Origin of the sequence: Nostoc sp. T09 (assembly GCF_002154695.1) — a bacterium.
Classification (GTDB): Bacteria; Cyanobacteriota; Cyanobacteriia; order Cyanobacteriales; family Nostocaceae; genus Aulosira.
This window is the reverse complement of sequence record NZ_MTAV01000054.1, coordinates 46,990-59,040: the sequence shown is the minus strand read 5'-3', so window position 1 is coordinate 59,040 and position 12,051 is coordinate 46,990. Positions and strand designations below refer to the sequence as shown.

General features: G+C 39.8%; 12 protein-coding genes. 3 read left to right on the top strand and 9 right to left on the bottom strand.

All coding sequences use genetic code 11. The annotated features are described in order from the left end of the window. Positions 1-110: 110 nt before the first annotated feature. Both BV372_RS13455 and BV372_RS13450 read left to right on the top strand, forming a co-directional pair. Positions 111-266 (top strand): hypothetical protein, encoded by a 156-nt coding sequence (locus BV372_RS13455; protein WP_256973194.1) that lies wholly within the window; start codon positions 111-113, stop codon positions 264-266. A 73-nt stretch (positions 267-339) separates the two neighbouring features. Continuing rightward, the gene (locus tag BV372_RS13450) at positions 340-669 is read left to right on the top strand and encodes a hypothetical protein (protein WP_256973193.1); all 330 of its coding nucleotides are present in this window, start codon (positions 340-342) and stop codon (positions 667-669) included. Positions 670-1,041: 372 nt separating this feature from the next. On the opposite strand, the gene BV372_RS36265 is transcribed toward BV372_RS13450, so the two are convergent. The 5 genes from BV372_RS36265 to xisF form a co-directional block, all read right to left on the bottom strand. Continuing rightward, on the bottom strand, positions 1,042-1,203 hold the full coding sequence (locus tag BV372_RS36265) for a hypothetical protein (RefSeq protein WP_179198077.1): 162 nt from the start codon (positions 1,201-1,203) through the stop codon (positions 1,042-1,044). A 33-nt stretch (positions 1,204-1,236) separates the two neighbouring features. After that, complete coding sequence (locus BV372_RS13445) at positions 1,237-1,833, bottom strand: HEAT repeat domain-containing protein (RefSeq protein WP_086687008.1); 597 nt, start codon at positions 1,831-1,833, stop codon at positions 1,237-1,239. Between the two features lie 22 nt (positions 1,834-1,855). Further along, on the bottom strand, positions 1,856-2,320 hold the full coding sequence (locus BV372_RS13440; RefSeq protein WP_086687007.1) for a hypothetical protein: 465 nt from the start codon (positions 2,318-2,320) through the stop codon (positions 1,856-1,858). A 135-nt stretch (positions 2,321-2,455) separates the two neighbouring features. Next, positions 2,456-3,037, bottom strand: a complete 582-nt coding sequence (locus tag BV372_RS13435) for a Uma2 family endonuclease (RefSeq protein ID WP_086687012.1) — start codon at positions 3,035-3,037, stop codon at positions 2,456-2,458. 141 nt (positions 3,038-3,178) lie between these two features. Then, entirely contained in the window at positions 3,179-4,723 is a 1,545-nt protein-coding gene (xisF, locus tag BV372_RS13430) for a fdxN element excision recombinase XisF (RefSeq protein WP_086687006.1), read from the bottom strand. Positions 4,724-5,512: 789 nt separating this feature from the next. Here xisF and BV372_RS13425 point away from each other — a divergent pair. After that, the gene (locus BV372_RS13425; protein WP_179198076.1) at positions 5,513-6,424 is read left to right on the top strand and encodes a DMT family transporter; all 912 of its coding nucleotides are present in this window, start codon (positions 5,513-5,515) and stop codon (positions 6,422-6,424) included. A gap of 333 nt (positions 6,425-6,757) precedes the next feature. On the opposite strand, the gene BV372_RS13420 is transcribed toward BV372_RS13425, so the two are convergent. The 4 genes from BV372_RS13420 to BV372_RS13405 all read right to left on the bottom strand — a co-directional run bounded on the left by BV372_RS13420 (position 6,758) and on the right by BV372_RS13405 (position 11,444). Beyond that, entirely contained in the window at positions 6,758-7,795 is a 1,038-nt protein-coding gene (locus tag BV372_RS13420) for a D-alanine--D-alanine ligase (protein ID WP_086687004.1), read from the bottom strand. A 35-nt stretch (positions 7,796-7,830) separates the two neighbouring features. After that, positions 7,831-9,228 (bottom strand): ATP-grasp domain-containing protein, encoded by a 1,398-nt coding sequence (locus tag BV372_RS13415; RefSeq protein ID WP_086687003.1) that lies wholly within the window; start codon positions 9,226-9,228, stop codon positions 7,831-7,833. Between the two features lie 148 nt (positions 9,229-9,376). Then, positions 9,377-10,210, bottom strand: coding sequence for an O-methyltransferase (locus tag BV372_RS13410; protein ID WP_086687002.1), 834 nt, complete (start codon positions 10,208-10,210; stop codon positions 9,377-9,379). A 4-nt stretch (positions 10,211-10,214) separates the two neighbouring features. Then, the gene (locus BV372_RS13405; protein WP_086687001.1) at positions 10,215-11,444 is read right to left on the bottom strand and encodes a sedoheptulose 7-phosphate cyclase; all 1,230 of its coding nucleotides are present in this window, start codon (positions 11,442-11,444) and stop codon (positions 10,215-10,217) included. Positions 11,445-12,051: the final 607 nt, after the last annotated feature.

Genomic DNA, 12,051 nt, shown 5'->3' with positions numbered 1-12,051 from the left:
CAGCTTATGCCCTGAGAGCTTTTTTTACTTAACTTCCAACTTTTCAAACATCCTCTAAGGTTCGTCAGCAAATTGAGGAAGAAATTAATCCTTTTATCTCTGATTCTATTTTGAATAAGAATACGGAGGAAATTATTCGTGCAGGGAATAACTTGGCAATCTGGCACACACTTTCTCCTGATGATAAGGTCAAAATTTTTCCGCAGATTGTCCATAGGATCGCCGTCCAGAACAAAGAAGTTAAAGAAGTTACTCTCAAAATTTGAAGGTTTATTCCAATTTGGCATTATGAACACTCAAAAAATTTTCGATTTCAATAAACTTAGATGCGAAGTTGCTATGCAACAAGCTCTACAGGAATGGCAACCACAGCCTAAAACTTATGGTCTTGGATGTCCCAGGTGCAATTCCACTCGGCTTGTGAAAATTGGTAGACTTGATGGAATACAAAAATATGTATGTAATGACTGCGATCGCACTTTTAAAGAAAGACCAAGGTTTGTGTGTGAATGTTTAATCCCAGGAACTCAGGTAAAGTGCCAATCATGTCCTCAGTTTAAGGAATTTTTAGGCATAGTCAAGCAGCAAACAGATGAATTGCGTTCTTTGAGCTTTCAGGAGTTAGAAAACCTCAAGTCTTCTTATACTGTGGCTGAAACGCTTGATTAATATAATTACTCAAGTACAATTCATAACCAAATTGTTTGAAGTCGCTACGTAACATCTAATTCTTTAACAGGGTTGCATCTCCTCGAAAAATTTCTGCAACGCTACTACCTCTACCATTAAACTTCACATTACCCTATCTCAAGTGCTGTAGTCCTGTGGTTATCTCTTCAGTTCCCCTATCTCAGCTACTTCTAACATTTTGTTCTTTGCAAACATTCTGCTCGCAAGCAATTGCTTGCGATGAACAAAAAAAATTTCAACTTTCGCTATTCTCAAATTAACAAATAACGGTGCTTATGGCTTACGAATCTTGGTCACAAGTGGTAATTCGCACAGTTCTGGAATGGGAAAAACGTAAAGCCGAGCTAAAATCTAACTCGGATATTCCAGAACAAAAAACAAAGTCCAAAAACAAAACTGCCTAATAACGATAGGTACATCCACGTTGCGATCGCATATTTGATAAACTGGTTTTGATGATGAAGTACACCCAAAGGCGATCGCATTTTCACTCCATCGTAATTGCGATCGCACGTTTCATCCCCTATTTTTCATTCAGTTAATAATTTAGCCAGCTTCTAGCAATTCTTCGGAGTTTTTTAAATTCCTGATTGCTTTATTTGCTACTTCAATAACGTAAGTGTTTTCATCATCTAAAGCTTTTTGCCAAACATTAAGCAATCTAGAACGATTTAGTTTCCAAAGAGAATCAGCAGCGAATATACGCACGTAAACATCTTCATCTTCAAGTAGCAAAAGACTCAAGGCATCAACTGAACTCTCATCATCATAATGCTGAAGTTGCTGTGCAACTATTTGTCTTGGTCTTCGTGATTTTTTTACTCGATGAACTTCATTAATTAAACATATTAATATTTCCGGCGTTCTAAAATTATCTAATGCAGATAGAGCTTCACTACGAACTTTTTCTTCTGGGTCATTTTTGGCTAAATCAATTAGATACGCTATGCTACGGCTATCATCAATTTCTCCTAAATTACAAGCTGCTGTTGAGCGTATTTCTGGATTGGAGTCGGAGAGAAAAGGTAATATTATTTCAAAGGCATTGTCAGGTTGAAGATTTCCTATTTTATCTAGGCCTGCCTCTTGAATATCTGGGTTGGGATTTCGTAGTTGAGCTAATGCTGTCTGTAGTTCATCCATAGCAGTATTTCTGTTATTAATTTTACTTAGCTGGAACTATAAATTGTCCCGGAATTTGTCCTTCAATCAGAATTTCTCCATTTTTCTCCATAGCAGCTTTAACGTTGTTAGCTTGTTTGCTGATTTTTTTTCGCGGATTTAGGCGAATAATTTCTGCTACTTGCTCTGGGGTATATATCTTAATTTTACCTTCGGCTTCCAATTGTTTAAGAGCCGACCAAGCTACTTTAAAAATTTTATTTTTTTTAGTAAATTTTATCGCTCCCCTATCTCGATCTATTCTGATGGCAGTGGAAAAAGATACATATATACTAGTATCCCCGGCTTCTTTATCTAAAATATGCTCCAAGGGATTTTGAATCTTGGCTTGTTGGGCATCCTCACTATCCAACTCAAATCCTACTGGATCGCCTATTTTATAATCATCGTCTGCACGGAAGAGGAAACTAGGTTCACTGGAGCTAGCTTTCTCTATTTCCTCTTTCACTTTTACGAATTTCCCTGTGTTGAAGTTACTTTTTTCTTCTGAGTTTTTTATAGCACATTGATACTACCACTTCTGTTCATGAGACTCCCCTCATTGCAGTGGGCGATCACAATCTGTTTTTTGATGTCAAAAACTCTATTCTGCTTCTGTTCCCAATACCACCCCTTCATACAGTAGTGCGATCGCAAATTCAAATTCGATGCTGGATAGGGTAATAATATCTCCCTCAGTGTAGGGGTAGTAAAGCCACATTCTTCCCTCTCCGCGACAGTAGCGTTCAACGGAGATTGTTTCGGAATCTATCAATAAATATTCTTGTAAAGAAGGCATTTTCAGATAATTAGTGAATTTTTCGCCCCTATCTTTACTGCTTGTACCAGGGGAGAGAACTTCGGCAATGATTTTTGGGTTTTGAATAAATTTGCGAGCATTGAGGTCTTGAGGGTCGCAGCTGACGATAACATCAGGATAATAGTAAGGACTTTGAGGCGTAACTTGCACTTTCACATCAGACACATTCACTCGGCAATCTCTAGCACGTAAATGTGGGTATAAGGCTCTGTAAAAATTAAGTGCAATATCATTGTGGGGAATTGTACCACCTGTCATCGCAAAAACTTCGCCGTTGACGTATTCGTAGCGAAGGTCTTGCTGGGGTTCCCATGCAAGATATTCCTCTATGGTCATTTTTTGCGGTTGTTGGGAGGTGGCTACCATAGCAAGATTTTTCGAGTTTGTTTTGATTTTAGCTTGGAGGGTAGGTTGTTTTTCTCCCCAAGGCGATCGCTCTTTTCTGCCATATCTGCAATACCCCATAAGATTTGTCATGGTTGCAATGTAACAGTGCGATCGCGACATTTAGTAACGAAACTCAATTGCTGTAATGAAATTACCATCTACGCATATTTTTCTAACGCAGCCATTAAGGATTGCTCTTTTATCTTGCGCATTAAGTCCTTGCCAGTAACTTTTATTAGCAAAAGCTCGTATGATACGTTCTTTAGCTATCAAGGATTCTCTGGATGCATTGTTGATTGCTCCTAGTGCGATCGCAATCTGTTCTTTGAGGTCATTTTTTATTTGTTCGATTGCATAACTTGCTGGCAAGGTTTCCAGATTATTCAGCGATGCGCGGAGAGTTTTGACTTCTGGGGGTTCCTCTACAATAGGTGGCTCATCTGTTTCTACCAAGTTCGCTAACCGTTCAGCTTCTTGCGCCAATAAATCCACTACTTGGATGTCTAATATTTTTGATGAAATCATATTTTTATTGCTACAGTTGCCAGCTTTATACAAACGGCACTGAAAATAATAGATAGCTTGCCCATCCTTATTTACCCGTTTTGCATGGCGTGTCATTGAACCGGAGCAATGAGCGCATTTGATTAAATTAGAAAATGGATTCACTTCGTTATCTTCTCTTGAAGCCCATCGGTTATGGCGATTACCTCGGATAATCTGTTTTATTTGTTCGTGTTCAGCACAGGTAATGATTGCCTCATCGTCGTGGGTTCCCCATTTTACCTTCCACTCATCAAAGTGTTTGCGCTTTCCCTTTGATTTCACGTAAGTATCAAAAGGCAAGCCTCCTGCATAAACAGGGTTTACTAATAATGCTTTTAAGCCTGGAATTGACCATCTCAACCCAGACCACGGATAACGTAAGGGGTGGTTAGTTTTAGTTGGTGTAAATACAATTTTATCTAAGTCGTCGTCACTGATAATCCGTGAAGTTGTTTCTGACTTGTTCCAATCAAAAGCTTTTGTTTCTATACCAAAATCTGAGTGCAACTTACGAACAGTAGCAGCAACTGAACCACACTCAAAAAAAGTATTAAAAATATATCGAGCTACGTCAGATACAGTTAGTTCTCTTCGTTCTGCCAACAAGCAAACGCATGGTGAATTATCGCGTACATATTTATCCTTGTTGATACGGTATCCCAATGGGGCAACTCGGTGACTTTTCCCTTGGTCTACCCGATGACGACGTTCGCTCTTTAACCTCTCCGTCACCATTCTGACCTCAAATTTGGCAGCGGCAAGCAACATATCAATTGTTAATTCGCCGCCAAGGCTGTCTGGATCTACTCCTTGATCTAGAGCTATAAGTTTAATCCCCTTGGAGCGCAATACCTCCAACAATGAATAAAACAAACGTGATGATGAGCCAATACGATCAATCCGGGTAAATTGCAGAGATATTACCTTACCCTTTCCAGATGTCTTCAAGTCATTGATTAATTGTTGTAGCCCTTCCCTGACTTCGGTTGTCCGTGATTGAATATCCCAGTATACTTTTGAACATCCAGCATTCTGCAAGCGTTCTATTTGTTTACGCAACGCACCTTTATCTGTTTGCTGTTCCTCACCGCTAACTCTTGCGTAACCCCAACTTTCCATAACCAGGCATCGACACAACCCTCATTATATTTGATAGCAAATACTTCTATCCCATGAAATTTCCCATACTCAAATGTTTATGAAAGCGCTTGGGCGAGCTGATAATTTGATTGAAAAAATTCATTAACTAGTTTATATCCACCAATACTTGAGGAAATTACCCGATTTCTACCCAATATTTACCCGTTATCTTTATAAATTATTGTTAGAGTACGGCTATGAATTAACCTCTTCTACACTATAAATTCTTCAAATCAATTTAATTATTGTTTTGGAGAATTTTAATTTTGCCCAACTATTTATACCAATTCAAAATACCCTACCCTGTGGGTTCACCGTAGGAGTACGGCAAGCCACCCTCCGGGTGTATACAAAATTCAAAATTAAGAAAGCCTTATATAACAGGGCTTTGGGAGTGTGTATCTGTCGCATTCTTTTTTTAAACTAGTATTACTTCTTGCTTCTTAAGTTACTTTTTTGACCTCTGGTTTCTGTATTAGCCATTTATCCCTAGAGGTGCAAGATACAAGCGCCCCAAGAAGGGAAGTCAAAAGTATTAAAACCTCCTCGCAACAAATAAAAAAACACATTTTTATTGTTTAGTTAAAAGCCTCACTATATAAGGGTTATAAAATGTGTTTGTTAGGAGTTTACCTTTCATCACATAACCGTAGATTGAGTTAATATTGATGACCAAACTCGATTATACGTTTCAGGAAGATGTTTAAACTATTGACTGTTGTTAAATCTTGACTTATGAAAGTAATTTACATAAATGAGTCAATGAGTATGACAGTCTATAACTTGAAAAAGTCTGCTTTATGTTTCAAAGGTCTGGTGTCTGCATTGTTTGCTATATTAATTTGGGCAACAATGGGAGTGACTTTCAAATTGACTGTGCCAAATCTTGATAGTTTCACCACGTCAGTCTACGTGACTTTTTTGGCAACTTGCATTCTCGGTATCAACATTGTTGTTCAAAAAAAAGTACAAATCCTACGCAAAGAATGGAATAAGCAGCAATTTTTCTTCGTAATTGCAGGAATTGTGGGTTTGGGTATTCCGCAAATCTGCTGCTTTAAAGCTTATCAACTTTTACCTGCTTCACAAGTGGTTGGGGTATTTTATATATATCCACTTTTGATGACACTCTTTGCAGCATTCTGGTTTCATGAACGCTTATCTCGCAAATCAATTCTACTTCTAATTGTCGGTTTTATAGGAGTATATTTGTTGATTGCACAAAACCAACTACTGGGAATCCAGCTTAATCTTGGGACTGCTGTAACACTCATAGCGGCTGCCACTTGGGCTTTTTTCTGCGTGCTGACTCAGCATAAACAGTTTGATTCAATTGTAGGTATGTTTCTGTTTAACGGATTTGGTTTTTTGTTTTTGCTCGGTTTAATACCAGCATTTGGGTTGACATGGACATTAACAATAACTGAATGGCTTGGTATTATCTATTTGGCAGTGTTTCCTACCGCGATCGCTTCTCTACTTTGGAATCAAGCATTGCATCTCAACTCAACACAGATATGTTCGATGCTCGCATTGCTAACTCCGCTATTCTCCGTCATGCTAAACGTGGCAATTCTTCATGAATCAATTGTGCCAACTCAATTGGCTGGATTTATACTCTTACTTGGATCGGTTGCTCTCAACCTTGGGCGCTTTTTACGATTTGAATCTAGCTGTTAGTTAAATCGCACCCATCTTTAATGCTGTAAGACTAAACTTTCTCTTAAATAATTTAAATATTTCTAAGCTTGACTTTATCCATTTTTACGAAACCTAAAACCTAACCATTAAACTTTTGTAGACATTACTTTGAGTTGTTGGGCTTGCTTGAGAATTAGTGATATCAAAAAAGTATAGTAGTTAAACTATAGTTTAGGACATAAACTTACGGTCAAACACACACAACTATTGATTTACAAGGCTGTTGCCTGCTATTTTTACCAAAAAACAGAAGTTTTTGCTGAGTAAAGAAAGCCTAGTTCTTAATTTTGGATAAAGTCGAGCTTAGAGATTTTATAAATTTTGATTAGTTTTCAAAGCCTCATTGATAGCTATTGTTAATAACTCATTTAAAGGGATTCCGACTGCTTTTGCCATAGAGGAAATCACACTTTTAGGGGCAAAAGAACAATACAAGCCAGCTTCTAAAAACCAAGGTTGTCCTTTGGGGTCGATCCGGAAATCAAACAAACTATAGTGCCGACAACCTAAAGCCTGATGACATTTCTTAGCCACCTGCTGAACCTTTTCGGTAATCAGATCGCTAGGATCTACAATCCAAGATTTTTTATTATCTTTAGCAGCGAAACCCAAGTTACCATCGTCTGTTTGTTGGAGTTTATCAGCATAGCTGCGAATAGGTCTTTCGTGGGGGTCTACCAAATACTCTTCTAGGGGTAAACCTACTAACTCCCCATCTTTAACGAAGATGCCACATCTGACTTCTCGGCCAAGTTCGATGAATGCTTCTACAATCACCTCCGAAGCATATTCAAATGCTTTCGTTAAGGCAGCGTCATATTCACTCACATCTTTAACTAAGACTACTCCTAAAGAGTTGTCGGAACTTACGGGTTTGACGATCGCAGGAGGTGGAATTGTCGGAACCTCTCCTTGGCGGAGGATTTCTCCATGAGGCACTTTCACTCCTGCGGCTGCGACAATGGCTTTGGTTCTAGCTTTGTGGGCTGTTATTGCCATAAGATCTGAAGTATTGCCGATGTAAGGTATCTTCAGCAGGTCAAATAAAGCCCGATACTGAGTCATTCCGGGAATACAAAACATTTGTGGTAAGACAAGGTCAATGTTTTGCGCTGTAATAAACTGTATGGCATCACCCAGAGTCATCGGTTTGGCGATCGCAATATCTTCTTTGCTCAGGGAAGCAGGAAATCGCCAGTGGCGATCGGGTGTGATGTATGCAATCAGAAAATCATAGCGCGATCGCTCTGCTGTCGCTGTTAAACAATCTTGAGCGTAAAGGCGTGACAAATCACAGTAAAAATCATTGTAGGCAGAGCCAACTAAATGAAGAATACGCAGTACTGACATGATTCTATTTCTTAATTATGTATAATTTTTGCTTTTTAATCGCCACCTAATTCCACCAGTTTGCCAATGTTGAAGTCTATTTTTACCCAGCCTTTGAGTTGTTGTAGATTCTTGAGTAAGAGTAAGGGAATCTGCCAGTGATGCAAAGTCAAAAATGGCACAGGGTCATCAAGGCAACATATCGCATCAGTACCTCGCAATAAGGTATTAATCGAAGTTTGCAATTGTTTCCAGGAACGAATACCAGTTAAGCGCCAAATTTCGTGATATATCCAGTAAGTCGGCTTGCTACTGGCTAGAGGTTCTAAAGGTGCAGCTAGGGGAGTTTTACCAAGATAAGCATCTGCAACACCAGGATGATTGTAGAACATGGTAATTGCTGAATGGGTACGGGGATTGCATTCGATGGCATAAACTGTACCGTCTTCGGCTTGGATAAAGTCAAAAGAAACTTGTCCAGTCAGTCGCAAACTCTTGACGAACTGTTGCACCCATTCGCGGATTTGGGGATTTTCGACGTTTTCATAGTTGATTTGAAATGCAGAAGAGTTACAACAGCAATGCAATCTTAATTCCCCATCCCGGACTGTACTATGTGTACAGAACTCTTTCCCAGGGATAAACTCTTGCATAATCCAAGGATTTTCAGAACTGATGGGTAAACTGTTGACAAAGGCGGCTGTTTCTTCTGGGGTGTCGCAGGGTAGTTTAGTTAAATCTAAGCGGCGAACTGAATCGTAAGCAATACTTTTAAGAATATATTTGCGGGTTTCTTGACTAAAATCAAAATTGATAACTTGTTGAGGGTCTGTAATTTTAAACGACTTGGGGACAGATAAACCAAGCGATCGCGCTTTATCGGTAAAGGCAAATTTATCATCTAGCATCTTGGTAATATCTGCATCGAAGTGGAAAACTTCGCAGTACTCTGATAGTGCAGGCTTTGCTAAAGAGTCGTAGTAACTAGCTACAGGGCTGCATACAGGTACGTAAACGTCAACTTTTTCCTTTTTAACAATTTCTACTAACGCCTGAATGTAGCCTTCTGGGTCTTTTTGAGGTGCGGGAACTGTATAAAAACGACTCACAGCTTTTGAAAATCTATGCCCAGACAACCAGTATTTGTGACCTTCAATGAGAATAACTCTGTGTCCAGCTGCATGGAACGAGCGAGCAAGTTGCAATGCTTTGGTCATCTTGGCTCCACTTACCAAGATAGTTTGAGGATGAGCAGCTACGGCAGCTTTTTTGGTAAAGGGACGGCGTACAATTCCCCACAGCAAAGCTATCAGCACTATCAAAGCATTGAATGGCAAGGCTATGAGTAATAATGTCAGAGTACCGAGAGTCTTGAATAGAGCCACTATCTTTACGCCGGCACTCGTTGAGGGCGTTGTAGATTCAGGCAGAGATAAAGAAATTGATTGTGCCATAAGTCTTTGAAAGTAGGGGGAGATGAGGGAGTAGGGGGAGATGAGGGAGTAGGGGGAGATGGGGGAGCAGGGGGAGATGAGGGAGTAGAAGAAGTAAGCAAACTATTGTTATTCCTCTTGTATCTACCTCATCCCCCTCATCTTTCGGTTACGCTATGCGTCTAATCAAAGTCACACCATCCCGGATGGGTAACAGAACTTGCTCTACACGCGGATCGGCGGCGACAACAGAGTTGAATTGAGCGATCGCTTCACCGTTAGCGGTGCGTTGTTCTGGTGGTAGGTAAACTTGTCCTTGCAACAAAGTGTTATCTACGCAGATTAACCCGTCCAGAGCTAGCAAGTTATTATCCAAAATGGTTTGGAAGTACTCTACATACTCCTTTTTATCGGCATCAATGAAGATTAAATCAAATGATTCTTTTCTAGCTGCGAGCTTGTATAGTGTCTCTAGAGCAGGTGCTACTTCGACAATGATTTTGTTGCCGTCGGGAGATGCATCAAAGCAAGCTTGAGCAAATTGGGCAACATAAGAATCTACTTCGCAAGCTATGAGTTGTCCATCACTGGGTAATGCTTCTGCCATTGCCAAGGCTGAATACCCTGTAAACATTCCCACTTCGAGAATGCGCTTGGCTTTGGTCATGTAAACAAACATTTTCAATGTCTGTCCTTCAAGATGTCCAGAGAGCATTTCCTGCTCTAGTTGGCGTACTGTTTCCCCATCACTAAAGCGTTTGCTCCAATCTTCTTTAATGGTGTTTTGCGCCAATGCAGCTAATGCGCTCGATTCTGGCGTGGTGTAATCATCCAAGTAGGGATCTAAACCCGCAGCTAATTGCACAGTTTGTCGTAGAGAATCTAGTATCTCTACGGGAATGTTTTGCTGTTGTGCTAATTTGAGGGTTTGTTGTAGCTGGGCTACTAAGATGCTGTGTGGCGTGATTGGTCTAGCTGTTGGGAGTTGTACAACACTTGTCATATCTTTATACTCCTAATAGCTGCGCTTCTTGAGTTTCAATGTATGCGTCAATACCTTCCCCACGACGAGGGTATTTAGCACAAAGAAGTTTGTGTTCAGATAAGGCAGCAACTAGTTCTTCACGCTTCAAATCGTTGACAAAGAAGCACTCACCAATAGGACGAGGCATGGCTGCACGTTGTTTGCCATCTCGTGTCAGGCTAATAGATTGGGTAGCATACCAGAGTAAATCCCCATCTAAGAGTTGATGATCGAGTGATAAACCTATACGACTCATCAAGTCCAGAATGCGATCGCGCTCTGTTGTGGGAATATAGCCGCGTCGTGCTGCAATGGTTGCAGACAAGGCCATATCTATATTGACGGCGTGACCATGATATAGCGGTACACGGGGTGCTAATTCTAGGGTAGGACTCCAAGTGTGACCGTAAGCAATGACGCGATCGAGGTCTATTTCATGTAAGTTTGGAGTCTCTAACTCCAACATAGTTTTGATTGCTTCATAGTTAACTTTATGGGCAATGTCTTTGATTTTTGCTGTTCCATTCACATGTCCAAAGTGAGTGTCAAGCAATTCTTCGCCGTATTCGTATAGCAGTTCAAAAACTTCTGAGTTAGCAACTACAGCAATTTTCACTAACTCTGCCATCCCATTACGAACTTGAGCCGTTGGTAAGGTTTTCAAAAATGAGAAATCCAGAATCACTTTTAAAGGTGCATGATATGCTCCCAAGCGATTTTTCAACTTGCGGTGATTCACCGCTACTTTAATTGCTACACCTGCATCGATTAAACCAATCAAAGTGGTAGGAATGCGAATGTAGTTACTCTTGCGACGGTAAGCAGCACAAGCAAACCCAGCCACATCAGTGATTAGACCGCCACCAACAACTAAGACTGGTTCTTTACGAACTAAGCCAAAGTCTGCAAAAGCGTCAACAATTTTCTCAAAAGTTGCAAGACTTTTAGCTGGCTCAGTAATGATGATCGGAAATACTGTTAGTTCAATACCATAATGCCTAAAATATGACCGGATCTGCTTGCCGTAAAGTTCATAGACATTGGCATCTATTACAGTTAAACAGCGACCAAATTTTGCATAGCTATCTGCAATTTCTCTGTTTTTAATATCAAATGCACCATTCACATAAACAAGACTAAAATCGATTTTTTCGTAACCTTGTACGTGAAAGGCAGTTTCTGTCGCTGCAAACGATGCTTGAACGTTATTCATGTTTGTTGACCTTTATTCAAAGTAAAAAATTGTGAGATTGCGGTAATAATTCTGATTTACCCTAATGTACGCAATACCAAGTAATGCTCTTTATCGTTTGAGATTAAAGGCACCACAAAACAAGCTTTCAATAAAAAAGCTTACTTGTATTAGTGTTTGGCATTGTTATTCAACAACACCATTCATTTGAGTAAATTCTGTAGGTGGGTTAACCTTTCATTCAGCCGAACCTCTAAATCAGTCAACTGTCCCTCTAGCAATATCTCGCCATAATGCTTTCTCTTCTTGGGGACTGTTGACTTTATTGAGAGTTAAATTCATCCGAGTTCAGATCTATCCCACCATGTTTAACTTTAGTGGCTTACCAATTGTGCCATTTCGGAAAACTTCTGTTCTAGAAAAAAATTCGTATCGTTGGTTTCCAAGCTTAAATTTGAGATTGGCACCTTGATTAATGGTAAGTCCGGTCTTTCTTAGCATTACTATCAAACCTTTTATAGCTAATCGCTACATTTTATTTTGCTCAGGATGAGAGTGGAATTTTTAAAATTTTACCTGCATTCTAATTAACTCCACTTTTTTTCCTCTAGCCACTTGCCGAAATTTT

Coding starts and splice junctions, on each gene's coding strand:
- BV372_RS13450 (WP_256973193.1), top strand. CDS start 340: ATGCAACAAGCTCTACAGGAATGGCAACCACAGCCTAAAACTTATGGT.
- BV372_RS13445 (WP_086687008.1), bottom strand. CDS start 1,833: ATGGATGAACTACAGACAGCATTAGCTCAACTACGAAATCCCAACCCA.
- BV372_RS13435 (WP_086687012.1), bottom strand. CDS start 3,037: ATGGTAGCCACCTCCCAACAACCGCAAAAAATGACCATAGAGGAATAT.
- xisF (WP_086687006.1), bottom strand. CDS start 4,723: ATGGAAAGTTGGGGTTACGCAAGAGTTAGCGGTGAGGAACAGCAAACA.
- BV372_RS13425 (WP_179198076.1), top strand. CDS start 5,513: ATGACAGTCTATAACTTGAAAAAGTCTGCTTTATGTTTCAAAGGTCTG.
- BV372_RS13420 (WP_086687004.1), bottom strand. CDS start 7,795: ATGTCAGTACTGCGTATTCTTCATTTAGTTGGCTCTGCCTACAATGAT.
- BV372_RS13415 (WP_086687003.1), bottom strand. CDS start 9,228: ATGGCACAATCAATTTCTTTATCTCTGCCTGAATCTACAACGCCCTCA.
- BV372_RS13410 (WP_086687002.1), bottom strand. CDS start 10,210: ATGACAAGTGTTGTACAACTCCCAACAGCTAGACCAATCACGCCACAC.
- BV372_RS13405 (WP_086687001.1), bottom strand. CDS start 11,444: ATGAATAACGTTCAAGCATCGTTTGCAGCGACAGAAACTGCCTTTCAC.